Origin of the sequence: Acetobacter conturbans (assembly GCF_011516755.1) — a bacterium.
Lineage (GTDB): Bacteria > Pseudomonadota > Alphaproteobacteria > Acetobacterales > Acetobacteraceae > Acetobacter > Acetobacter conturbans.
Genome location: NZ_WOSY01000011.1, coordinates 35,943 through 58,969, shown reverse-complemented (window position 1 = coordinate 58,969; position 23,027 = coordinate 35,943). Strand labels below are relative to the sequence as shown.

At 58.7% G+C, this 23,027-nt stretch carries 19 protein-coding genes; 9 read left to right on the top strand and 10 right to left on the bottom strand.

The annotated features are described in order from the left end of the window. Positions 1 to 150: 150 nt before the first annotated feature. The 4 genes from ndk to GOB81_RS12070 all read left to right on the top strand — a co-directional run bounded on the left by ndk (position 151) and on the right by GOB81_RS12070 (position 4,560). Complete coding sequence (ndk, locus tag GOB81_RS12085) at positions 151 to 573, top strand: nucleoside-diphosphate kinase (RefSeq protein ID WP_173570687.1); 423 nt, start codon at positions 151 to 153, stop codon at positions 571 to 573. Between the two features lie 245 nt (positions 574 to 818). Then, positions 819 to 2,336, top strand: coding sequence for an oligosaccharide flippase family protein (locus GOB81_RS12080; RefSeq protein WP_173570686.1), 1,518 nt, complete (start codon positions 819 to 821; stop codon positions 2,334 to 2,336). Positions 2,337 to 2,660: 324 nt separating this feature from the next. After that, positions 2,661 to 3,062 carry a hypothetical protein gene (locus tag GOB81_RS12075; protein WP_338421359.1) on the top strand — a complete coding sequence of 134 codons (402 nt, stop codon included), beginning with the start codon at positions 2,661 to 2,663 and terminating at the stop codon, positions 3,060 to 3,062. A gap of 184 nt (positions 3,063 to 3,246) precedes the next feature. Further along, positions 3,247 to 4,560 (top strand): lactonase family protein, encoded by a 1,314-nt coding sequence (locus GOB81_RS12070; protein WP_173570684.1) that lies wholly within the window; start codon positions 3,247 to 3,249, stop codon positions 4,558 to 4,560. An 83-nt stretch (positions 4,561 to 4,643) separates the two neighbouring features. On the opposite strand, the gene GOB81_RS12065 is transcribed toward GOB81_RS12070, so the two are convergent. The 3 genes from GOB81_RS12065 to cysS form a co-directional block, all read right to left on the bottom strand. Next, entirely contained in the window at positions 4,644 to 6,269 is a 1,626-nt protein-coding gene (locus GOB81_RS12065; RefSeq protein ID WP_173570683.1) for an NAD-dependent malic enzyme, read from the bottom strand. A 198-nt stretch (positions 6,270 to 6,467) separates the two neighbouring features. After that, positions 6,468 to 7,238: an RNA methyltransferase gene (locus tag GOB81_RS12060; RefSeq protein ID WP_173570682.1), complete on the bottom strand. Its 771-nt coding sequence runs from the start codon at positions 7,236 to 7,238 to the stop codon at positions 6,468 to 6,470. Then, positions 7,235 to 8,596, bottom strand: a complete 1,362-nt coding sequence (gene cysS, locus GOB81_RS12055; protein ID WP_173570681.1) for a cysteine--tRNA ligase — start codon at positions 8,594 to 8,596, stop codon at positions 7,235 to 7,237. Before cysS ends, GOB81_RS12060 begins: the two co-directional genes overlap by 4 nt. Before the next feature lie 46 nt (positions 8,597 to 8,642). Between cysS and GOB81_RS12050 the strand changes: the two genes are divergently transcribed. The 3 genes from GOB81_RS12050 to arfB all read left to right on the top strand — a co-directional run bounded on the left by GOB81_RS12050 (position 8,643) and on the right by arfB (position 11,074). After that, positions 8,643 to 8,885: a hypothetical protein gene (locus GOB81_RS12050; protein ID WP_173570680.1), complete on the top strand. Its 243-nt coding sequence runs from the start codon at positions 8,643 to 8,645 to the stop codon at positions 8,883 to 8,885. Further along, positions 8,885 to 10,564, top strand: a complete 1,680-nt coding sequence (locus tag GOB81_RS12045; RefSeq protein WP_173570738.1) for a SulP family inorganic anion transporter — start codon at positions 8,885 to 8,887, stop codon at positions 10,562 to 10,564. The genes GOB81_RS12050 and GOB81_RS12045 overlap by 1 nt, the downstream gene beginning before the upstream one ends. 87 nt (positions 10,565 to 10,651) lie before the next feature. Then, positions 10,652 to 11,074 (top strand): alternative ribosome rescue aminoacyl-tRNA hydrolase ArfB, encoded by a 423-nt coding sequence (gene arfB / locus GOB81_RS12040; protein ID WP_173570679.1) that lies wholly within the window; start codon positions 10,652 to 10,654, stop codon positions 11,072 to 11,074. A gap of 87 nt (positions 11,075 to 11,161) precedes the next feature. On the opposite strand, the gene GOB81_RS12035 is transcribed toward arfB, so the two are convergent. Beyond that, positions 11,162 to 12,034 (bottom strand): sulfurtransferase, encoded by an 873-nt coding sequence (locus GOB81_RS12035; RefSeq protein ID WP_173570678.1) that lies wholly within the window; start codon positions 12,032 to 12,034, stop codon positions 11,162 to 11,164. Positions 12,035 to 12,298: 264 nt separating this feature from the next. Between GOB81_RS12035 and GOB81_RS12030 the strand changes: the two genes are divergently transcribed. Next, on the top strand, positions 12,299 to 13,255 hold the full coding sequence (locus tag GOB81_RS12030) for a GIY-YIG nuclease family protein (RefSeq protein WP_173570677.1): 957 nt from the start codon (positions 12,299 to 12,301) through the stop codon (positions 13,253 to 13,255). Between the two features lie 46 nt (positions 13,256 to 13,301). Here GOB81_RS12030 and GOB81_RS12025 read toward each other — a convergent pair whose 3' ends face one another. Both GOB81_RS12025 and GOB81_RS12020 read right to left on the bottom strand, forming a co-directional pair. Beyond that, entirely contained in the window at positions 13,302 to 14,813 is a 1,512-nt protein-coding gene (locus tag GOB81_RS12025; RefSeq protein WP_173570676.1) for a purine-cytosine permease family protein, read from the bottom strand. Positions 14,814 to 15,074: 261 nt separating this feature from the next. Beyond that, positions 15,075 to 17,060, bottom strand: coding sequence for a TonB-dependent receptor plug domain-containing protein (locus tag GOB81_RS12020; RefSeq protein ID WP_173570675.1), 1,986 nt, complete (start codon positions 17,058 to 17,060; stop codon positions 15,075 to 15,077). A gap of 249 nt (positions 17,061 to 17,309) precedes the next feature. Here GOB81_RS12020 and GOB81_RS17480 point away from each other — a divergent pair, with 249 nt between their 5' ends. Further along, complete coding sequence (locus GOB81_RS17480) at positions 17,310 to 17,615, top strand: hypothetical protein (RefSeq protein ID WP_194299904.1); 306 nt, start codon at positions 17,310 to 17,312, stop codon at positions 17,613 to 17,615. A gap of 26 nt (positions 17,616 to 17,641) precedes the next feature. On the opposite strand, the gene GOB81_RS12010 is transcribed toward GOB81_RS17480, so the two are convergent. From GOB81_RS12010 to argJ, 4 genes are all read right to left on the bottom strand, one after another. Then, positions 17,642 to 18,388: a 2OG-Fe dioxygenase family protein gene (locus GOB81_RS12010; protein WP_173570674.1), complete on the bottom strand. Its 747-nt coding sequence runs from the start codon at positions 18,386 to 18,388 to the stop codon at positions 17,642 to 17,644. Continuing rightward, complete coding sequence (locus GOB81_RS12005; RefSeq protein WP_173570673.1) at positions 18,375 to 20,969, bottom strand: mechanosensitive ion channel family protein; 2,595 nt, start codon at positions 20,967 to 20,969, stop codon at positions 18,375 to 18,377. The genes GOB81_RS12010 and GOB81_RS12005 overlap by 14 nt, the downstream gene beginning before the upstream one ends. A gap of 140 nt (positions 20,970 to 21,109) precedes the next feature. Then, positions 21,110 to 21,709, bottom strand: a complete 600-nt coding sequence (locus GOB81_RS12000) for an RDD family protein (RefSeq protein ID WP_173570672.1) — start codon at positions 21,707 to 21,709, stop codon at positions 21,110 to 21,112. Positions 21,710 to 21,716: 7 nt separating this feature from the next. Then, positions 21,717 to 22,952 carry a bifunctional glutamate N-acetyltransferase/amino-acid acetyltransferase ArgJ gene (gene argJ, locus GOB81_RS11995; protein WP_173570671.1) on the bottom strand — a complete coding sequence of 412 codons (1,236 nt, stop codon included), beginning with the start codon at positions 22,950 to 22,952 and terminating at the stop codon, positions 21,717 to 21,719. Positions 22,953 to 23,027 lie beyond the last annotated feature (75 nt).

Here is a 23,027-nt window from a genome sequence, read left to right as displayed (position 1 = left end):
GGCGGAAAGACGTGCTCCGCCATAGCATCCAATGCAGCAAAGCCCTACCCGAGATGCTGAGAATGCTCTAGATGCCATCCACGCGCGGGATCGTCCGCGAACCGCTCCCGTCTCGCCTGATGGGAGCCTAAAGACCATCAGGAGCCACACATGGCCGTTGAACGCACCCTCTCCATCATCAAGCCCGACGCGACGCGCCGTAACCTGACCGGCAAGATCAATGCCGTGTTCGAGGATAACGGCCTGCGTATCGTCGCCCAGAAGCGCGCCCAGCTGACCCCCGCTCAGGCCGGTGCATTCTATGCCGTGCACATGGAGCGTCCTTTTTATGGCGATCTGGTTTCCTTCATGACGTCCGGTCCGGTTGTCCTGCAGGTTCTCGAAGGCGAGAACGCTGTTGCGAAGAACCGTGAAGTGATGGGCGCGACGGACCCGAAGAAGGCCGAAGCAAGCACCATCCGCGCGCAGTTCGCCGAGAGCATCGAAGCCAACTCCGTGCATGGTTCGGACAGCGCCGAGAATGCAGCGAACGAAATTCGCTTTTTCTTCGCCGAAACCGAAATCCTGCCCTGATCTCTGTTTTCCGAGTCAGGCATTCGGCGCTGTTTTTACGGAAAGGGGTGAGCAACCCCTTTCCGTGCATAGCTCCATGTCCTGCATGGTAATCGGACGATAATAGTTTAGACGTTAAAAGACAGCCGCCTTATTTTAGTGTATCGAATCCTTACATAGGGGCGGCTCGACAATGCCAGACAAGTTGTGGGTATTTTTTTGCCGCCTTCAGCCACGATGTGCGGATAACAGGAGCGTGACGTCGCATGGAAATGTCTGACGCGCCTGGTCTGCCACAGGCGCACCACATTCTATCCAATACGGCCTGGAACATCATCGGCCGGATATCCCCGGTGTTCGTCGCCCTCCTCGTCACTCCCAAACTCATTCATATGCTCGGGTTGTCCCGATGGGGCATTTTCACGATCGCACTCAGCCTCGTGGGAACGCTCGGTATTTTTGACATGGGACTGGGCCGGGCTATGACCCGCGCCATTGCCGACCGGCCCGATGGCAAGACAACGCCGGAAACGGCTGATCTCATTTTTACGGGAAGCGTCGTACTTACTCTGATGGGCGTGGTCGGAGCGGTGGTCGCCGCCGCCGGTGTCGGATTGTGGGTGGATCACGGCCTCAAGATTCCGCCCGCCCTGCATTCGGAAGTGCTGTGGGCGTTGTGGATTTTCTGTGCCACAGGCCCGTTTCTGATGCTGAATGCGGCGTACTGGAGCGTCTATACCAGCTATCACGCCTTTCGGACCGCCAACCTCATCAATATCCCCATTTCGATTGCCTATTATATCGTGCCTGTGCTGGCGCTCTATGTCTGGGACAGCCTGATCGCCGTGATGCTGGTCGTGATGGCCTGCCGGATTGTCCTGACCATCGCCTATTTCCCGCCTCTGATGCGACTGGTGCCGGAACTGTGGCAGGCCCGTTTCCGCCCGGCCCTGCTCAAGCCGCTCCTCCGCGTCGGCGGCTGGATGACCGTGTCCAATGTCGCTTTTCCGATCCTGAACTATCTCGACCGCTTCATGATCGCGAGTGTCGTGTCCGCGGCAGCCACCAGTTATTATTCGACGCCAGCCGACGTGGTGAACCGCTTCAACATGCTGACCACGTCTGTCAGTGGATCTTCGTTCCCGGCACTGTCCTCTTCATGGAGGCGTGATCCCCAGCGGACGGCGGAGATTTACAGCACAAGTGTTCTCGTCGTCTGTGCGCTGCTGTTTCCGCCCTGTCTTGTCGCTGGTCTTTTCAGTCACCCGTTACTCGCGCTCTGGATTGATCCGGGATTTGCGGACCAGAGCAGCACGATCATGAAGTTCCTCTGCGTCGGCGTCTTTCTGGGAGGCGTTGATACAATCGCCTCCGGACTGGTGGACGCGATCGGACGCGCTGATGCGAATGCCAAGTTCTCCATCTGTGAAATCTTTTTCTATCTGCCGCTCCTCTATCTTTCCCTGATCTTTTTCGGGGTGCCCGGTGCCGCCTGCGCGTGGGCAATCCGTATCTGTGCGGATTATGGTCTTCGGTCCGTTATCAGTGTGCGCCTTTATAAGCCTCTGCGACCGGCGGTCCTGCGTGTTCTGCCTGCGACACTTGTCGGCGGTGCCATCCTGTCGGTAGCAATGCTTCCCATGTCGATGCCGCTCGCATGGGGGGCACTCTTCGTACTGTCAGGGGTGTTCTACGGGGTGATCTGGTTTGCCTGCCTCAACCACGGGGAAAGAAACGCCTTTATCTCGGTTGTCAGGCGCGTGAAGGCACGTTTGCGGAGATGATGTTTCTGGCTGTTTGAAGGGGTGAGATGCGGCCCGAAGTGGCGCTCTATCCCGATTCACTCATGCGAGCTGCCTATCCGTCTTATGCGGTGGAAAGGCGCAAAGGTGATCGCAGGAAAGAGGGTATTCTCGAAAACCATAGGCCGTTAGAGATGTTTTCGGTCGCATGGTGAAACGGGTAAAGATCCCTTCGCTCGGGGAAATGAACTCCGGCATATCAGAGTCGTTGTGATCTCTCGTTGACAGGTGCTGGCTGTTTCGTCGACCTTTTACGGTATGGTTGATGTTCCCCACACAGCCGGTCAGCAGGATTCCGGAAAAACGGTGTACACGTTTCCGGGGCGTTCCCTTCTGGATCGGCAGGAAGCCGCCCGTTATCTGGGGATTACACCGCTGCGGCTCAGACTTCTGGAAATTGGGCGCTGCGGACCCGTGCCGCTGTCACCAGGACGTTACCGAACCGATGCGCTGGATGTCTACCGAAGCGAACTGTTCCTGAAAGCTCATTTGCCTGTCGAAGAGGCAAACCGGCGAGCGGTCCGCGCGCTGTCGCGGACGGATGCACAGGATGCTCCGCTTGATCCCTTCGTCAACATGGCGACCCGGCATGATCTGCTCGACGTTGGCATGTTCATAGGGGGGCGAGCAGGTATTTTCTGCGGTCTGATCATGATTGTCCTGTCCCATACGCCGCTCTCCCACGTTCTGACTCACGTCCTGAGATAAGCGCTTTTATTATCGGCAGAATAATCTCTGTGGCCGCTTGGGGGCCGACAGGGGAGGTGCCTCCTTGATTCGGCATTTCCGTTCGTTATGGGGATCGTCATAATAATAACATATGGACCCATAATGCTGTGGGGTGAGAGGCGCCTTCCGGGCGCTTTGTTTGTCGGGGAAGCGTTAATCGAGAATGAGTGATAAAAAAGATTTCGGGCGTCGTCTGTTCAGTTTGACCATGATCGGTGCCGGGGTCAGCACTCTTGCCGGAAAGGCATTCGCAGAAGAGCCGCCGGGAAAAGCGCCTCCACCGGCCCCCATTCCGAAAGCGGCATTGCCGAAATCAACACCGGAAGCCGCCGCCAGAAAAAGCGGTCCCCGTACGCTGTGCTATGTGGGCGGCTATACGCGGCCCGGTCCGGCCGAGACAAACGCCAGAGGCATTACGTTGTTCGAAATGAACAACGACACCGGGATACTAACGCAACTGGGGCAGGTGACGGCGGTGGATAACCCCTCTTTCCTGGCTTTTTCCCCTGACCATCGGTTTCTTTATACAGTCAATGAAATCAATGATTTCGAGGCAGAAAAAAGTGGGTCGGCGACCGCTTTTTCCGTCGATCCGCGCACCGGTGTCCTGACAAAGCTCAATGCGGTATCAACGGGTGGCGCTGATCCTGCTTATCTGAGCGTGCATCCTTCGGGGCAATATCTGCTGGTTGCAAATTACACAGGTGGCAGCGTAGCGGTGATCCGCATCCAGCCCGACGGCAGTCTGGGTGACCGGACGGACCTGGTCCACAACACAGGTCCGAAAATGCCGGAACGGGCAAAAGACAACCCGCCGGGCAATTATGCCGTCAGCGACCACGCCAGTTCCCATATGCACATGGTGCAGACGGATATGGCCGGGCATTTCGTGATCGGAGCCGATGCCGGTCTGGATCGCATCTATATCTGGAAACTCGATCTGGAAAAGGGCGTCCTCATTCCGGCCGAAAAACCCTGGATAGCAATGGAGCCGGGTTCGGCGCCCCGGCATTTCTGTTTCAGTCTCGACGGAAAGATCATCTATATTCTGGGCGAGCAGGATTCTCGTGTTGTTATTGCTGATTACGATCGGAAAACGGGAGAGTTTTCAGTCCGTCAGACAGCAACAACCGTGACAGCAAAATTTCGCGGCAGCACGCTGGCAGCTGAAATCGGGTTACATCCGAGCGGAAAATTCCTTTACGTCACCAACCGTCTTGGCGATTCCATCGCGTGTTTCCGTGTAAAGGATGACGGCTCCATCGAACTGTTTGACGAGACTTGGGAACATGCCAATTACGGTCGTTCTTTCGCCTTTGATCCGTCGGGCCGGTTCTTCTTCGTGGCCAACCAGCGCAGTGACTCGATCACTTCATGGCGCGTTGACACAGGCACGGGGGCGTTGGATTTCACCTGGAACTTCACCCCGATCGGAACGCCGTCGGCTTTTGCGTTCACGACTCTGGTGGATGCGTAAGAGCGGAACGTTCTGAGTATAGAAACGAAAACGGCCCGGTCCTGCTTCAGGATCGGGCCGTTTTCATACCAGCAGTAACCGCCTCAGTAGTGCGGTTCGTAAGCGATGCTTTCGATCCACGCCCGAATGTCCTTCGGTCGATCAACCTGTCCCATGCCTTTGTCGAAGATAAACTCTGCAAGGCGCACGGCCGATGTCATGGAGACGTCGATGATGTCCGTTTGCGGCGGAAACAGTCGGCCACGTTCCAGAGCGACTTCATCGACCTGATCGGCAAGAGCCTTTGCGGACTCAATGATCAGCTCATCCGTGATCAGGTGCGGTCGTGTCGCGTATACCGCCAGACCCAGGCCGGGGAAGATATAGAAATTGTTTGCCTGTCCCGGGTAGAAAGTCTTTCCGTCGAGTTCGGTGTTGGGGAACTGGATGCCACCAGCGAACAGGGCGCGTCCGTCCGACCATTTATAGGCCTGCTCCGCCGTGCACTCGGCATTCGTCTGCGGCAGGGACAGTGAGAAGATGATCGGTCGTTCATTCAGCGCCGCCATCTCGCGGATCACCGTTTCATTGAACGCGCCACCGCATGTGGAAACCCCGAGCAGGACCGTAGGCTTGACGCGCTTGATGGTCGCGAGAAGATCCTTGGTCGGTGCGGCCGTTTTCGCAAACCGCTTCTGTTCAGACAGCAGATCGGTGCGGGATGTTTCGAGCAACCCGTTCACGTCCATCAAGGTGATGCGATCGCAGGCTTCCTGATCGCTCAGGCCTTCGATCTTCATGGCGGAGACCAGTATTTCAGCCGTGCCAAGCCCGGAGGAACCGGCCCCGAGGAACAGATAGGTCTGGTCGGAGAGCTTTTCTTTCTTGGTGCGCAGCGCCGTGATCAGGCCAGCGAGCGTAACCGCCCCAGTCCCCTGAATGTCATCGTTATAGCACAACACGCGGTCCCGATATTTCGCCAGATAGCGAAGCGCGTCCGTGCCTTTCCAGTCTTCGAAATGCAGACAGCAGCCGGGGAAGACTTCCTGCACGGCCTGTACGAATTCCTCGACAAACTCGTCCAGCTCTTCCAGTGGAGGCGGCTCGCGGCGTAGCCCCAGATAGAGAGGATCAGCGCGCAGGGCGGCGTTGGTGGTGCCGATGTCGAGTTGGATGGGAAGCAGGGAATGAGGGGGAACGGACCCACAAACCGTATAGAGCTGAAGCTTGCCGATGGGGATGCCCATGCCGTTCACCCCGATATCCCCGAGGCCGAGGATACGACCGCCAGTGGTCACGCAGATGGTGCGGACATCCTCTTCCGGCCAGTTCCGCAGCACTTCCGCCACGCGGCCCTTCATGTCCAGCGTGATGTACATGCCGCGTGGCCGGCGGTAGATATGGCTGAACAGCTTGCAGGCGCGTGCCAGTGTCGGCGCGTAGATGATCGGCACGAAACGCGCGGGATCGGAACGCAGCACCTTGTAGAAAAGGGTCTCGTTCCGGTCGACCAGCGAATTCAGATAGATATAGCGCTCAAGATCGTCGGGCTTGATCTCGATATGATGGAGCGAGCGCTCAACCTGCCGGTCCAGTGTTTCCACATGCGGTGGAATCAGCCCTTCAAGCCCCAGCTCCCGGCGCTGCTCCAGAGAAAATCCGGTGCCGTGATTGACTTCCCCATCGTTCAGGAGAGCCATGCCCCGGAGTGAAGTCTTTGACGATGTCATAAAACTGCATCCTTTTTTTCCTGTCATTGTATCAGACCGCCGCCGTCCACAATGCTGAATTTTCTGAGGTTGTCCAAGAGAAGTTTCCCACGCAGGGAATGGCTGGTTCCCACCGTTTTTGTCTCTTGAATGTTGGACGCGGAACAGGTGCTGTCCAGTGTATTGAACGAACACGGTATGTTTCAGTCGTTTCCGGTTTCAGCGATTTCGGCGTTGGTTCGCCAGTTCGGTCACAACACCATGCAATGTACGGAGTTCCTGCTCCGTTACCTCGCCCCGTGTGAAGAAATGACGAAGATTGCGTACCATGCCGGCACGCTTCTGTTCGTTACGCAGAAAGCCACACTCATCCAGTTCCCGGAAGAGATGGCCCATGAAGTTTTCCAGTTCGCCCTTGGTGGCGACATGCGTCTCGTTGGTCATCAACTCGCGCGGCGGGGTGCCGTCCACGGCCATCCACCACTCATAGGCCATGATCATTACGGCCTGCGCCAGATTGAGCGACATGAAGGCCGGATTGAGCGGATAGCGGATCAGCGCATCGGCGCGCGCCATGTCCTCGTTGTCCAGACCGGCACGTTCAGGCCCGAACATCAGCCCGACCTTGAGCCCGCGTGTCGTGGCCTCACGCAGTTCTGCCGCACCACCCCGTGCTGTCAGCACCGGTTTGACGATGTGACGGGGGCGTGGGCAGGTCGCATAGACATGGTGCAGGTCCGCCACGGCGTCATCCACCGTCTCGAACACCTGTGCCGCGTCAAGAATACGATCCGCACCGGAAGCCGTGCGCCATGCCCGTTCCTGCGGCCAGCCATCGCGCGGCGCAACGATCCGCATGTGAAACAGCCCGCCATTGGCCATCGCCCGGGCTGTCGTGCCGATATTTTCCGCCATTTGCGGGCGGACGAGGATCACGACCGGGCTGTTGCCGATCGGACCGATATCGGCTCCGCCTTCACGACCGGTCATGTGCGCCTCCATGTGGTGCCGCCCGCTCCGTCTTCCAGCACGATGCCCTTTTCGGCCAGTTCGTTGCGGATTGCATCGGCGCGGGCAAAATTCTTTGCCTTGCGGGCAGTCAGACGTTCGGCAATCAAAGTGTCGATCTCTGCTTCCGTCGGCCCCTCGCCGACCTCGCCCCGGAACCAGTCGGACGGAACCTCCGCCAGAAGGCCGATCATGCGACCAGACACCAGAAGATCAGCCGCTGCTTCATGGTCTCCGGCCAGAGCGGCGGTTGCCATTACGTGAAGCTCGGCAATGGCCTTCGGGGTGTTCAGGTCATCGCACAGCGCTTCAAGGAACGCTGCGGGAACCTTGCGATCCACTACATCCAGCGGCCAGAATCCTTCCAGCGCCCGATAGAACCGGTCGAGTGTGCGGCGTGCCTCGTCCAGTCCAGCCCATGTGAAGTTCAGGACGGAGCGATACTGCGCGCCCAGAAGCAGCAGACGCAGCGCCTCGACAGGACCACGCCCCAGCACATCGCGGATGGTCAGGAAGTTGCCCAGCGATTTGGACATCTTCTCGCCATCGACCAGCAGCATGGCGTTATGGACCCAGTAATCGGCGAACCTGCTGCCGGGGAAGCAGCACAGGCTCTGGGCGCGTTCGTTTTCATGGTGAGGGAACAGCAGATCGCTGCCGCCGCCGTGGATGTCGAAACTCTCGCCCAGATAACGATGCGACATGGCGGAGCATTCGATATGCCAGCCCGGTCGTCCTCGTCCCCACGGAGAGGCCCAGCCGGGTTGCGTGGGCGTGGATGGCTTCCACAGCACGAAGTCACCCGGATCACGCTTGTAGGGCGCGACCTCGACGCGGGCACCCGCCACCAGATCGTCCGGGTCACGGCCGGACAGGGCACCGTAAGAGGGGAAAGAGGCCACGGCGAACAGCACATGCCCCTCGGCCTCATAGGCATGGCCGAGTTCGATCAGGTGGGCGATCATCGCCACCATCTCTTCGATATTATGTGTGGCGCGAGGCTCAATGTCTGGCGGCACCATGTTCATCGCCGTCAGATCGGCGTGAAACTCGGCCGTCGTCCGGGCCGTCAGGGAGGCGATGTCCTCGTTGTTCGCGGCAGCTCGCGCCGTGATCTTGTCGTCCACGTCGGTGATGTTGCGCACGAACGTCACGCGCGGATACAGCACGCGGAGCAGGCGCGTCAGGATGTCGGCCGTCAGCATGGCGCGCAGGTTGCCGAGATGCGGGAGGTCATAGACCGTCGGACCGCAGTAATAGACCTTCACATGCTCCGGATCGAGCGGCTCGAACGGTACGGTCGTCCGCCGCTGGCTGTCATGGAGCAGAAGTTGGGTCATCTCGAAGAGTCTCTGTCGTCCTGATGCTGCCGAAACGCCCGGAAGAATGCGCGATCTCCGGACGGGCTTTTTCCCGCTCATGTTTACCGAACGCGAGTGGGAACCGGAAATCGTTCCGCGTGGATGCCTTTTCACGCGCCGGAACGCAACACCGGAACGCAGCGTGGAACAGGGACAGGCCGGATGGTCCGCTCCGGACATGGGTGGTTGGAAGCCGGTATGGGTTTTCATTTTTCAAGGGCAGGTCGATGATGCTCCTGATCAGGGGAGGATGGAAAATAAAGAGTGATGGCCAGCGCAAAGGGAAGAACGACCGGGTGGCGGGACTATATCGCGGGACTGTCCGAAGCGGCTCTGAGCGTTCCGCAGGTCATGGGTTATGCGCGGATTGCTGGTGTTCCGGCGGTGATGGGGCTGTATACGGCGCTTCTGCCACCGCTTGTCTTTGCCGCTCTGGGCTCATCCCGTCATCTGGTGGTGGCTGCAGATTCAGCGACGGCGGCGATTCTGTCCGGTGGCCTCAAGTCCTTCGCGCCGCCCGGAAGCGCCGCCTATATTGCGCTGGTTCCGGTCGTGGCACTTTTCACAGCCGGACTGTTGCTGATTGCCCGGCTGTTCCGGCTGGGATTTCTTGCTGACTTTCTCTCGCGAACGGTTCTGGTCGGATTTCTGACCGGCGTTGGATGTCAGGTCGCCATCTCCATGCTGCATGACATGGTGGGTATCCCGCAAAGGAGTGAAAACTCACTGCTTCAGTTGTGGCGGGATGTAAGCCATTTTCATGACGCAAGCCTGCCGACCATAGCCCTTTCACTGCTTGTCGCGGGGTGCATCGTGGCGACCCGGCATCTGACGCCGCGTATTCCCGGTGCTCTGCTGGCGGTCGTTGGAAGCATTGCCGCCAGCGCGTGGTTTGGTTTCTCGCACATGGGGATTGCCACTCTGGGGCCGGTCAGCGGCGGTCTTCCTCATCTTGGCATCCCACGTTTCGGGTTCGATGAAGTGGCCGTGGTCGTCCCGACGGCTCTGTCCTGCATGTTCGTCATCATCGCCCAGAGTGCTGCGACGTCGCGGGCCTTTGCCGTGCAATATGGTGAAGCCGTGGATGAAAACGCCGATATTCTCGGGCTTGCGGGCGCCAACATGGCCGCCGCGCTTAGCGGTGCGTTCGTTGTTAACGGCAGCCCGACGCAGACCACGCTGGCCGTGCAGTTCGGGGCGAGAAGCCAGCGCGCGCAGGTCGTCGTCGCGCTTGTCACGGGGCTGATCCTGTTCTGCGCCACCGGTCCCTTGCAGTATCTGCCGCAATGCGTGCTCGCCAGCATCGTTTTCGTCATCGGCGTCGATATGATCAACGTGTCCGGCCTGCTCGCCATTCGGCGGGAGAGTCCTGGTGAGTTCCGGCTGGCACTGATCACGACCGCTACCGTGGTGGCGGTCGGGGTGGAGCAGGGGATCTTTCTGGCCATCGTGCTGTCGCTGCTGCGCCATGTGCGGCACAGTTACGAGCCCCATACCAGCGTTCTCCAGCCTGTTCGGTCCGGTCTTTTCGAGGCCACGCGCTGCCATTCAGGGGAAGAAACCGAGCCGGGGCTGATCATCTACCGGTTCGCGGCCGATCTTTTTTACGCCAACTGCACACGGTTCGCCGATGACGTGATGGAGCTTGTCCGGACTGCGCCGCATCCCGTGTCCTGCATGGTGATCGATGCCGGCGCGATTACGGACATTGATTATTCAGCGGCCGCCATGATGCGTGATCTGGTGACACGTTTGCGGGATCGGAAGGTCGAGCTGTTTTTCGGGAGGGTCAGTTCCGACTTACGGAATGATATGGCCCGTCACCGGCTGATCGACCTCATCGGAGAGGATCATCTGCTGGATGCCTTGCATCTCGCGATGGACATGGCACGGCAGAGACTGGTTCAGCTGACGGCCTTAACGGGATCAGGGACACACCGGGAATGAGGCAGGTTTTTCGAAAACCATTTGCCGTTGGAAGACCGGGCGTGTAGCCGACTTCCTTGTCCCCTCCCGCAGGAGAAGCGTTCCCGCATGAAACTGGCCATTCTGCCCGGTCTGTCCCTCGACGAGGACGAACTGGAAATCACTTATATCCTTGCTTCCGGGCCGGGCGGCCAGAACGTCAACAAGGTCGCTACGGCGGCCCAGCTTCGTTTCAATGCTGCCGGTTCGCCCGCGTTGTCGGAGCGTATCCGCGTGCGGGTGCTGGAGTTGGCCGGAACCCGCGCCACACGCGACGGAGAGATCGTCATCACGGGGCGGCGGTTTCGCAGCCAGCAGCGCAATCGGGAGGATGTCATCGAGCGTCTCGCCGAACTGCTGCGCGAGGCTGCCCACCGCCCGGCTTTTCGGGTTGCGACCCGACCGGGAAGAGCAGCCCGGCAGCGCAGGCTGGACGGGAAGGCGCACCGTTCCGGCGTCAAAAAGAATCGGAAAGTGCGCGCAGATGACTGACAACGGGGCCGCTGTCAGATAGGGCAGTCAGGCTGGCAGTGAAGCAGATCACGCTTGCACGGGCAGTTGAGTCGGCAGGGGCTGACCTTAGCCGCACCAGGGAGCCGCTGCTTTCGGCAGACCATCCTCGATCGGCAGCGCCAGATCGCGCGACCACTCATTCCATGACCCCATATAAAGTCTCAGACGGCTGAAGCCGGCACTCGCCAGTGCGACGTATGTGTTGGCTGCGCGGGCACCTTTGAAACAGTAGATGATGATGTCGTCATTCGGCATCAGGCCGCGTGTCGCTGCCAGCGCACGAATGGCTTCCGGTGTCTGGAATTCGGCATGACCCTCTGAAATCGTCATGAAGTCATACCATTCGATCCAGACCGCACCTGGAATGCGTCCCTTGCGTGGAGCAAAATCCGCGCCATACGGGGACGAACTTTCACCCAGCCATTCGACTTTGTCGCGGTTATCCAGAAGCTTTACGTCTGTCGAGCCGAGAGCCGCTCGCACCTCGTCCCGTGTCGCCATCAGGGCACTGTTGACCGCCAGCGGAAAATCGACCGTTTCCGGTGACAGAATGTCGGTCGTCATTACGCCGCCGTTCTGGCGCCATGCGCTGAGGCCGCCGTCCAGAATCCCTACGTTCGGATAACCGAGGTAACGCAGGATCCAATACCCACGGCAGGAAGCGCCGTAACGAGTGTGCAGCGCATCTTCATACACGATGGCCGTCTTTTTGCCGTCCAGCCCGTAATCGGCAAACAGGTGAGAGAAGGTCTCTTGCAGTGTCTTGAGGCCGTCCGCAGTCGTTTCGGCAAGATACGTGAAAATATCAGGCATGTTCACTGCGCCGGGGATATGGCCCTCCGCAAAATCCTTCGGGTCGCGAACATCGATCAGGACAGTTCCGCCTCCAACCGCCAGCGTGCAGACTTCATCGGGAGAAAAGAGAACTGTCGGCTGCATGATCAACTCCTGTTCGGGAAACGTCTCAGGGAAAGAAGCGGAGCGTAGTCGCATGCAGCCCGTTCGGACACCCGGTTATTGACGCAGCCGATATGAGAAAGGTGGGACGCATGTCTCTGAGGAGCCGTGATGAGGGAAGGAACATGGCTGCCCTGTGAGAAACTGTTTCGGATTTTAAAGGAATGTTGAAAACTGACAGCTTTTGATGAAGGGCCGCTTCTTCTGGAGAAGCTGTCTGCAAGATCCTTTATCGGAGTCAGTCATATGACCGAAGCCAGTGGGCGTTCTCTCGAACTTTTCTATATTGACGGTCGTCCGGACGGGATGATCACCGCCGAGTTGTTCAACTGGACTGGGCATGTCCTTGTTGCACCGCGTATACGGCTTGCTGAAGCTCTGAGCCGTCGTGAAACGGCGTGTTCGGGAGTCTATCTCCTGCTGGGTGAAAAAGAAGGGGAGAATGCGGCTTATATCGGCGAAGCTGAGGAGCTCAGCAGCCGTCTCCGCACTCATGCCCGGTCAGAGGATAAGGAGTGGTGGGAAACTGCGGTGATGGTGTCCGCTACAGGCAACCGGCTGAACAAAGCGCATGTGCGCTATCTGGAAGCACGCCTGATCGGCATGGCGCGGGAGGTTGGCCATACGCTGCTGCAGAATGGCACCAGTCCGCCTCTGCCCTCCCTCACGGAAGCGGACATTGCCAAGATGGAAGCCTTCCTTGCCAATCTCATGGTTGTGCTGCCTGCCGTGCGTGTTGACATGTTCATCCAGCGCAGCCGTCCGGCAGGCTCAACCCGGTCCATTCCCGCTCCGGCGGCAGGAAACAGTCCGGCCGAACCTGCTGTGGCAGCATCGGACGGGATACATTTTCTGGCTAGAAAAACTCGCCGCGCACTGTTAGCGCGCGCTGTTCTTCATGACGGAGAATTCATTGTCGAGGCGGGCTCCGAGGCCAGTGACCGGTGGCTGAACGAAGATGGGAAAGGCGGCAATTACAAGCTGCTTTATGAAGAACTTCGTCGTTCAGGGGTGCTGGTTCCTCAAGGTCCCCTCTGCGTTTTTACGCGGGACTATGCTTTTCACAGCCCAAGTGCCGCCGCTTCCGTGGTGTTTGGTCACTCCACCAATGGTCCGTCGGCATGGAAGCTGGAAGAAGACGAGGACGTGACATATGCGGACTGGCAGGCCGCGCAATTATCCGGCGCCGGTGGGCATGGATGATACGGCCAAAGGAGCATCGTGCAGTGCGATGCTCCTTCAGGATTTTTCATTTCCAGACATCGTCCATCGCCGGGACGGCAGTCGCTTCCCCGGGTGCTGTCCCGTGCATGGTCTTCAGATCGGCCTCACTGAGGGTAATGGCTGTTTCTTCGGCTTTCAGGTCGAGCGAGCGGCTGAGCAGGGCATAGACGCCGCCCGAGACAACCAGCCCTACCAGCCACCCGACATCGACATCTCCCAGCATGTGCGCAATGGGGCCGGTGTAGATGCCGGGTAGCACGGCAAACGGGATGGTGCTGAGGAAACCAATCGCATAGGCCAGCAGCCCGCGCGGCTGCCACATGCCGTAAATACCACCTCCCGGCATAAAAAGATTGGTGATGGCATAATGTCCTTTACGGACAAGGAAGTAATCGACCAGATTGACGGCGGTCCATGGGACCAGCAGGTAAAGCATCACGGTCAGTGTGGCGAACAGCAGCCCGATGGCATCTGAGGGGCATTGCAGGGATACCCCTGTCCATAGCGCTGCAATGCCGATGATGGTGAGGATGCGCGCCTTGCGGGTCGGGTTGAGCGGGCGGAAAGAGTCGATGCCGGTGAGGATGGTCAGCATGCAGCTGTAGGCGTTGAGGCCCATTGTTGCGACCAGCGCGATGACGGATGCGAGGGCAACAACCGAACCAAAACCCGGAAAGACTGCATTGCCAGCCGCATGCAGTGCCACGAGGCCGTCGGAGGCACCGAGGCGGGTTGCGAGCCATGCGCCGAGAATGATCAGCCAGATCGCGGAGGAGGAGGCGCCAACCATCACGGCCATGATGATGGAAATGGGGCGTGTATTACGTGGCAGGTAGCGCGAATAATCCGACACGTAAGGTGCATATGTGATGTTGTAGCTGGCGCTCGCAGCGATCTGGCCGACGAAGGCGACCCAGCTGAAACCGATGATGGTCGGGCTACTGCCACCGGCGTGACCGGTCAGGATGGCGCCGGTCAGGATGATGTAGAGCGGCAGGGAAATATAGAAGCAGATTTTGAAGATCGTGTGCAGGCAGTCATGTCCGTAGATGGCGAACAGCGCCGAGATGACGGCAATGACGAGTGTGATGAGCGTAATGTTCCAGCCAAAGATGCCATTCAACCCGGCAGCGAGCAGGACGGTGTCCACCACATTGAAGCCGATGAAGGTGACAAGAGTCCCGATGAGCACGAGGGTCACGCCGCGATAACCGAACTGCGCGCGGGACTGGATCATTTGGGGCAGGCCCAGTTCCGCACCCTGGGAGGCGTGAAACGCCATGAACAATGTGCCGAACAGGATGCCGATAATGGCGGCAACGGCTGTGTAGCCGAGCGAAAGCCCCATGCTCGGTCCGACAAAACCGATGGCAATCGTGAAGAACTGGAAATTCCCCAGAAACCAGAAAGGCCCCTGATCCGCCACGCGCCCATGCCGCTCATTCTCGGGCACATAATCGATGGAGCGCGTTTCGATCCCGGCAAGGCCAGAGGATTTCGTCTGCACTTCGGAGGCCGTCGTATGCAGGCTGGGCATGACGTTCACTTTCTGCCTGAGGGGGGATCAGGATGCGGCAAGAGGGTTTCGCGTCCAGGGCTCAAAGTCTGGTGAAAGCGTCATGCAGCAGGAAAAGGATGAAGGTGCATGGCGTGCATCACTGTCCACGATCAAAATGATTGATAATCGTAACGATATGAGGCGCGTATGACCAGCCGCAAAGGCAGCTTCAATATTCAAATATCGTTGTGGCAGTGTGTGGAGCGGGGCTTTTGGTGCACCCCAACCGTTTGAACGCGATCAGAAGCGGGCGGTAAGGCCACCGATCAGTCGTCGCTGGATGTGTATTCCGGATGTTTCCTGAAGCGCTGAGGCGCCGAGCTGGTCACCACTCAGCGACAGCAGGAAATGTTTGTCGAACTGCCATCCCACGCGGGCATTGAGCGTGACGAAATCCTTGATCTCAATGTTATTGAGCCGAAAGGTGGAAAAGTCCGCCGAGACATCCTGATAATGCGACTGCCAGCGGGCATGAGCGCTCAATTCGACCTGTCCGAGCTTGTAGGCAAATCCTCCGATCACACTGTTGACGGGAGTCTGGCGCTGGAAATTGACCATTGAAGCCTGATTGGTGTCTCTCACGGCTGCCATTGCATACGCAAGATCCCAGGCGAGTCCGAAGTTTGTTTTGCCATCAACGCGGATTTCTCCGCCGGCGTCGTCCACGCGATTGTAGTTCTGCGGTAGCATGGTCAGTGTTGCGGGAGGGGTGAACGTGTAGTTCGAGGCAAATGGCGTTCCGAGCATGTTGTGTGTCCGCTGAGCGAACAGAGCCACAGAGATGTTGGCATTGATAGGCTCGATTTTTCTTGAATAATTCAAGCCGACGTTAATGGTGGTTGAAGGAACGAGCGAGGGATTATTGATCGCTATGGCGGGTCCGAAGACTGTCGTTGCGCCAAAATCAAAGAGCGCGGGCAACTGAATGCCGCGTGCAGCATTCAGGCCGAAGACACCCAGTTTGCCAGCGTCATAGCGGATGCGGCTGTTGAAGCTGGGTTCGAGGTAATGCTTGGGTGCCGATAAAGGGAGTTCCGGCATGCTGAGGCTGGGAAAAGAGGGGACGTACAGGGCGTCCACCCGCACTGCATTTGTGAGCGTGAGCTTGGGAAGGATACGGTAGTCCCACGTCGCGGAACCTGCGGCCAGCATGTCGTAACCACTGGCAAGTTTGACACCTGCCTGATGATCGCTCAGGCTGGAATAACGGTATTCGACCCCCAGCCGCAGGTCGTTCTGACTGTTCAGTGTTATCGTATCGGAAAGCTGCGAGACAGTTGTTTCCAAATTATAGCTGAAAGCGATGGGGAAAACGCCCCCGAGAGCGGAAATATCACTCGAAATACTGTTGTTGAAGGAGTTCTGATAGGATTTGAATTCTATCAGCCCCCAACTGGTATCTGCTGTGATCTTGCCCTCCATGCTTTTCGTGAAGGGACGGGAGTTCACATACGTTCCGACATCCAGCCAGAAGGGGCCTCTTTCCTGATCAATCGTTCCTGTCAGGCTCCACTCCACGCGCGGGGATAATTGTCCGCGTAATTCTAGGGCGGCGTTTAGCGTAGAGGTCTGACTCTTTATGTTTGGCCAGGAGCGCTGAGCATATTCACTCGACCGCAGACCATTGAGGGAGAGCTTGGCTGCGAATGCATTGGCGAATTTATGGGATGCGACGAATTCTCCATTGAATCCATCGAGACTACCGCCACCCACATGCACATAGCTTTTGTTTTCGTGCAGAGGGTCCCGCGTGACGATATTGATGACGCCGCCCGAGGCATTGAAGCCATAAAGAGCGGAGTTGGGGCCGCGAACCACTTCGATCTGTCGGATGTCACGGAGGGAGACCGGAATGACTCCCCATTCCGTATAGTTGTATCCCTCAGCATAGACCTGGCGGCCATCGAGCAGCACCAGCGTTCGTGAACCACCCGCAGCGTCATTGCCCCGCACTGAGACATTTGCTCCGAGCATGGAATACTGGCGCACATCAAGACCGGGCACCATACGGAGCACTTCGGGAAGGGTTTGCGCGCCTGAACTCTCGATCTGCTCTGCTGTAATGATCTGGGTATCACTGGACAGTTCGCTTGCCCGCTGAGGCTTGCCTGTTGCGGATGTCGTGACCGGTTCGCCGAAAAGCTGTTCGAACGCATTGTAGTCGAGACTCTGCGCGTGAGCCTGATGGGCTCCGGAGATCAGGGCGCAGGCAGTCAGCCACCGCATCTTCCTGCCGGGACGACCGCGAGGAAAAGCAATGGAGGCTCCCAGAGTGAGTCGTCTCTGAACAAAAGGGAAAAGCAACGGGGTACCCATCCGGCAACATTTACAGGTGCCACTATGGGGACGGGATTATTACGGTCCGGTTAAAGTTCTTGCAGCAGGATGGAGAATACATTTTTAGACGCCTGCGGGAAAAGGCTAAGGGGAAGCCAAAACGGAAGGGCTGTGTTAGGGTCAGGCGTGGAGAAAAAGATGGACGAACCGACGCACGATTATCAGCCAGCCGAGCATGAAGCCGTTCCGGTGGCGCAGCCGCAGGCGACAGCAGGGGAAACGGTTCCTGAGCAGGACACTCCGCAACATGTAATCCCCGTTACTCCCAGTCCTGCTGCGGCTTCAGTCGCGCCAGCCGCGCCTGCAAAAGCAGCGTCGGATGATTACATGGATCAGGCGAGTTTCAAGGAACTGTTCCAGATGGTGGGTGCCATGCTGTTCGTCGCGCTGCTCTCAGCCGCAGGCTGGCATGCCGCGCACTATTCCGGGGCATGGCCGTACTGATCATCCCTGTCCGCTGAACGCCTCCATTACTGGGGGCGAAGCGTGACGACGAGAACATCCCGGAAGGCTGGCAGGTCAGGATTCACGGGATGGATCGGGGTGACGCCATGATAAACCAGATTATCATTGACGAAGGCCGCGTCCATCGGTGACGACAGGGTGAAACTTCCCAGTTCCTTGCCCTGAAGATCGTGAATGGTGGTTTCACCACTATCCACGTTTTCCCGATGCACCATCAGCACCAGCACCCAGTCCACCCCATCGCGATGCAAGCCTTCCGGTGTCGGCTGGCCGGTCTGGTCCTTTCCCGCCTCGATCCGAAACTGATGCACTTCCGCGTGCCATGTTTCGGGTCGCTCCGCAGGAGAGGTCAGGTCTGTCGCCGCCCGTTGGGTCAGTGAGAGAACGGCTTTCAGAACGGGGTGATCTCCGATGCTGTTCTCGATCGGATCGAACCATCGCTCGACGCCGCCATTCAGGGCATTGTAGTCCCGGCTCTGGTAATGCGGCTGATGCTTCTTGCGGCGGATACCATTGGCGCAGAGCGCAAATGTCGCGTAACGGCGTCGGCGATACCGGCCCCCGTCCGCCATGTAGAGATCAACGCCAAGACGTTCCCAGCTTTCGGCAAATCCATCCCAGTCCGACATCCCGAAAGATGTCAGGAGGGGGTTCATTTCGGAGTGTGAAATGCGGGCGAAGTGAGCTTCGCGTGTCTGACGTTCGATCTTCTCCAGAATAGTGGAGGACGCTTCCGAATCATGTTTTGTCATGTGTGTCACCCGGCTTTTTCCCGGCATCCGTGGTGGGTTTGTTCTGAGGCGGCGTATCTTCATTGGCCGGTCCGCTCGACTTCGGCAGACCGGAGGCAGCAATGTTGAGCTGTGTCCCGGGCGCGGAGGCCGTGTAGGATGTGGGCGTGTAGAATTTAACGCCTGCATCGGCCAGACGGTTGGCGATGCGTTTGTAGAATTCGCGCTGCACCTTCCATTTCATCATGGCGGCTGTCCGGATCGTGCCGATCATCACGGACCCGTTTTCGGTGGTGCTGTTCACGCCAAGGTCATTGTAACCCGAATAGATGATGGCCTTGTAAGCGTCTTCCTGCCGCATCTCGCTGACCGTATCGGCAAGGATTTTTGTCACGCGCGGGATGTCCTCGCTGAGATCGACGGTTTGGTAGATGATGATCTGGTTCCAGTCGCGGGCAGTGTTCGCGATGGAGGTCACGGACGAGAACGGGATGATGTGCAGATCGCCGTCGAAGGCGCGCACACGAACCGTGCGGATCGAGATGTTCTCCACATTGCCCGAGACACCGCCCGCCGTTACCCAGTCTCCCACCTGAATGGCGTCTTCCACCAGCATGAAGAAGCCGGTGATGAAATCCTTCACGAGACTCTGTGAGCCAAAGGCGATGGCGGCGCCCATGATGCCTGCGCCGGTGAGCAGCGGAGCGACATTGATGCCGATCTGTGAAAGGGAAGTGACCAGCACGATGATGATGATGATCGCCAGCAGCACCGTCCGGATGATCGGGAGAACTGTCTTCAGACGCGTCGCCCGTGTTGCCTGACCGGTTTTGCCGAATTTTTCCATCTGCCGGTTCAGGAGAGCATTCGCGACTTCCCAGATCGTGGCGGCAATGGAAACGGCGACGACCAGCGTGATGGCCGCGCTGAGAAGATGGGAACCAGGCTGGCTTGAGAAGAAGAAATGGATGCTGTTGATGCCCCATGCTTCCGTCAGGCCGATAAAACTCACGAAAGCGATGATGGCAGTCAGCGTGCCGCGCACGAACGGATAATAGCGATCGGCGCGCTGCTGCATTTCAGGGTGTTTCTGCACCAGCACCGGATCGAGTCGGAAGAGGCGATCCTGCCAGCCGTAGGCGAGGACAGCCAGCAGGCGCGAGATGGCGATGATCAGAACCGTCAGCAGGGTGGTCCGGAGGATCCAGTCATAGCCCCCGCGCAGATGAGCGGCCCAGACCAGCCAGAGGGCAGCGTCGAGGAACAGGGCGGGCACCCACCAGACCTGTGCCAGCGTCAGAATGAAGGACCAGAAGCCGCTTTTGACCTTCGCTTTCTTCGGGATGACGGTTTGGGCCACGATCGGGCGCAGTCGCCAGATGAAAACCGCGATCATGATGTGTTCGATCAGAACGATGGCGCGGATCATGGCTTCCGTGCCGCGGTCGGACAGATCGAACTCACCACCCAGCACAGACAGGCAGACGACGAGCGACGGGGCAGCCACCAGCACGTTCCACCACCGGGTGAGCATCCGGGCGGTGCTGTCTGAGACAGGCACGAGACGGATGGTCGGTGAATGCGGAGCAAGCATCGATTCTAGGAGAACGAACAGCAGGCGCGCCACCGCATAGGCTTCGGCCAGCGTTTCCGTAACGGTTTCGGCCTGTGTGGTGTCGGTCGCCAGTGCGGAGCCGGCAAAGGCAATGCCAAGAAACAGGGCGACGGGGATCAGCTTCAGGCCGAAATGAACGAGCGAGTAGGGAACGCGGGCAATAAAGCGAAGCGTTTCGATCTGCCGACGCTGATCATCTGCCCGCGTCTTAAGCGTATCGATCTCGTCTTTTCCGGCGCCGTCTGCCTGAGCGATAACCGTGGCCTGAATGTCTGCCTGCCTGCGGGCTTCATCTGCGGCAACATCGTTGCCGAGAGAGGCCGCGTTACTGGATGAGGTGTCAGGCGTCGAGTCCATCCCGCGTTCACGATTACGGGCACGGTCTGTCACCATGTGCAAAGGCTTGCGAAGGAGCAGAACGGTGCCCCATTCCACCATCAGCGCGACGGCAATGACGAGGCCCGCCCGCCAGAAGGCGTCGAGAAGCAGGGCACGGGTGTCAGGCCTGGAAATTTCTTTCTGGAACCATGTGCCAACGGTCTTCAGATCAGAAAACAGGCCAAGGAAGTTATTGATATAACCGCGAAAATTTACTTTCAGCGACGATACGCCCGATATCAGGTCGCTGTGCAGGACCACGGCATTAGGTGAGACGACTGTAGGCGGGGAGGCAGCCGCGGCAGGAGCGCCAGCTGCATCCGTCGCATTCACACCCTTGGCCATGAGGGAGAGCGTGTGGGTGAAATTTTCCCGCTTTTGCGGGTCATTCAGCACGTTCAGAACTTCCTGTGCCTCTTTCGGCGACAGTGTGGCTGAGGGGCTGCTGGCGGGTGCAGGTGCAGCCTGTGCGCTCAGGGTCGGGAACAGACCGAGCATCACGAACCACAGCAGCGTTGTCAGGCGAAGAAGGGAAGGAGAAAGCCGTCGGGGCGAAAACTGTCCGGTTTTGTTCAATCCTGAACAAAGGTCCGCTTTGCTCGGCTGCATTCTTTCTTCCCTTTGATGTGCGGCTTTTTGTATCGGGTACGAGCCTTCCGGTCCCGGATCAAGAGAAGCCGGGCGCATCAGGGTCGCTTGTTAGAGTTTGTAAAACGTTTCCCCCTTGGGGGAATTGCTTTTGCTGCAGGTCAGGGTGTGTTGTCGAACTGCACCACACGCTCTCGCCGCAGGACCAGTGTGCGGGCCACCATGTCATGCAGCCCCTGCTTGCGTGGCGTGAAAGCGACCATCAGGACGCCGATGCCAGCGACCGGAAAAGAGATGAATATCTTGACCAGTGTGCGCACCAGTGAACGGACAAGGGAGATGGAATTGCCCTGCATGTCGCTCACGCGCAGCCCGAGGACCAGCTTTCCGAGCGTTGCACGGAGCGGGGAGGCTTCCAGCACGATGAAATAGACCAGCTGGAAGATTAAAAGATAAGAGCCATGATCCGGCACATCAATGTGCGGCCAGGGGATGGTTCCACCTGCCATGAAGTCGGTGCTGCGGAAGGCCACCTGATAGGAGGGGGTGTCGCCCTGCCATTGTTCCAGCCGGATCGTCGGCAGCGTGAAGAGGCCGACCAGAACGCTTGTGACGCTCAGAAGAGTGAAATCCAGAATGGCCGCCGCCGCACGAATCCAAAAGCCGGCGTAAGCCAGCACGCGTCCATCCGGAATGCGTCCGTCTGTGGGTGCGGATGGTTCTGCCGGGGTTCCCCAGCCGGGAGGAAGAGAGTTGCTCATGAAATCATCAGCTCCGGTAAGAGCCGTTGATGTCGATGTAGCCGTGCGTCAGGTCACAGGTCCACATGGTGGCCTTTCCTTCGCCCAGTCCCAGATCAACATCGATGTCGATCTCCTGACCTTTCATGTGCGCGACGACCGGTGTTTCGTCATAGCCATCAACGACGGTGCCTTCGCAGGCAATGGTCACCCCGCCAATACTCACTGCCAAACGGTCGCGGTCCGCCGGTTCGCCGCATTTGCCGACCGCCATGACCACGCGCCCCCAGTTGGCGTCCTCACCCGCGACGGCCGTCTTCACCAGAGGCGAGTCCGCGATGGCGCGGGCGATGACGCGGGCCGACTTGTCGGAAGTCGCTCCTGTCACCCGGATGCGGATCTGCTTGGTCGCGCCTTCGCCATCGCGCACGACCATCAGTGCGAGATCGAGCAGTAATTCATTCAGTGCCGTCCGAAAGGACGCGAGAGCAGGATCGTCTACGCCGTTTATGGCAGGATTTTCAGCTTTTCCGGTGGCGAACAGCAGCACCATGTCGGATGTCGAGGTATCCGAGTCGACAGTGACGGCATTGAAACTGGAGCCGGTGCCTTCGGAAAGGAGCGCCTGAAGCACGGAAGCGGGCAGGGCTGCATCTGTCGCGACAAAAGACAGCATCGTCGCCATGTCGGGGGCGATCATGCCGCTGCCCTTGGCGATTCCCTGAATGACCACAGGCACGCCGCCGATCTCGGTTTTTTTCACGGCTGCCTTGGGGAAAGTGTCGGTGGTCATGATGCCACGCGCGGCAGCTTCCCAGCCGTTTTCCGTCAGCGAAGCATGCAGCCCGGGCAATGCGGCCGTGATCTTACCCGTGGGCAGAACTTCACCAATGACACCCGTGGAGGCGAGGAACACTTCAGAAGAAGGGCAACCGGCGAGCTCCGCTTCGGCTTCCGCCGTCACCCGGCAGGTCTCGATGCCTGCCTTGCCGGTAAAGACGTTGGCATTACCCGCATTGACCACAAGCGCCCGGGCCACGCCGCCTTTGAGGGCCGTGCGGCACCAGTCCACCGGAGCGCCCGGGCATTTCGAGCGCGTGAAAACGCCTGCCACAGTGGTCCCGGCATCAAATTCAGCGACCACCAGATCCGTCCGTCCCTTGTAACGGATGCCAGCCTCAACAGCGCCCAGACGGACGCCGGGAACCACGCCGAGCGTCGGCAAAGGTGAGGCGAGGGGGGAAACGGGGAGCGATTTGGCCATGCGCAACGGACCCTGGAGTTCGAAATGGCCCGGAACTGGATGATCCGGACAGATGTATTCAGGCAAAAAAAGAGG

Coding starts and splice junctions, on each gene's coding strand:
- argJ (WP_173570671.1), bottom strand. CDS start 22,952: ATGGCCAAATCGCTCCCCGTTTCCCCCCTCGCCTCACCTTTGCCGACG.
- GOB81_RS12025 (WP_173570676.1), bottom strand. CDS start 14,813: ATGCCCAGCCTGCATACGACGGCCTCCGAAGTGCAGACGAAATCCTCT.
- GOB81_RS12080 (WP_173570686.1), top strand. CDS start 819: ATGGAAATGTCTGACGCGCCTGGTCTGCCACAGGCGCACCACATTCTA.
- GOB81_RS12060 (WP_173570682.1), bottom strand. CDS start 7,238: ATGACCGGTCGTGAAGGCGGAGCCGATATCGGTCCGATCGGCAACAGC.
- GOB81_RS12050 (WP_173570680.1), top strand. CDS start 8,643: ATGCGCGATCTCCGGACGGGCTTTTTCCCGCTCATGTTTACCGAACGC.
- GOB81_RS12030 (WP_173570677.1), top strand. CDS start 12,299: ATGACCGAAGCCAGTGGGCGTTCTCTCGAACTTTTCTATATTGACGGT.
- GOB81_RS12020 (WP_173570675.1), bottom strand. CDS start 17,060: ATGCGGTGGCTGACTGCCTGCGCCCTGATCTCCGGAGCCCATCAGGCT.
- ndk (WP_173570687.1), top strand. CDS start 151: ATGGCCGTTGAACGCACCCTCTCCATCATCAAGCCCGACGCGACGCGC.
- GOB81_RS12045 (WP_173570738.1), top strand. CDS start 8,885: ATGGCCAGCGCAAAGGGAAGAACGACCGGGTGGCGGGACTATATCGCG.
- cysS (WP_173570681.1), bottom strand. CDS start 8,596: ATGACCCAACTTCTGCTCCATGACAGCCAGCGGCGGACGACCGTACCG.
- GOB81_RS12000 (WP_173570672.1), bottom strand. CDS start 21,709: ATGAGCAACTCTCTTCCTCCCGGCTGGGGAACCCCGGCAGAACCATCC.
- GOB81_RS12065 (WP_173570683.1), bottom strand. CDS start 6,269: ATGACATCGTCAAAGACTTCACTCCGGGGCATGGCTCTCCTGAACGAT.
- GOB81_RS12070 (WP_173570684.1), top strand. CDS start 3,247: ATGAGTGATAAAAAAGATTTCGGGCGTCGTCTGTTCAGTTTGACCATG.
- arfB (WP_173570679.1), top strand. CDS start 10,652: ATGAAACTGGCCATTCTGCCCGGTCTGTCCCTCGACGAGGACGAACTG.
- GOB81_RS12005 (WP_173570673.1), bottom strand. CDS start 20,969: ATGCAGCCGAGCAAAGCGGACCTTTGTTCAGGATTGAACAAAACCGGA.
- GOB81_RS12035 (WP_173570678.1), bottom strand. CDS start 12,034: ATGCAGCCGACAGTTCTCTTTTCTCCCGATGAAGTCTGCACGCTGGCG.
- GOB81_RS12010 (WP_173570674.1), bottom strand. CDS start 18,388: ATGACAAAACATGATTCGGAAGCGTCCTCCACTATTCTGGAGAAGATC.
- GOB81_RS17480 (WP_194299904.1), top strand. CDS start 17,310: ATGGACGAACCGACGCACGATTATCAGCCAGCCGAGCATGAAGCCGTT.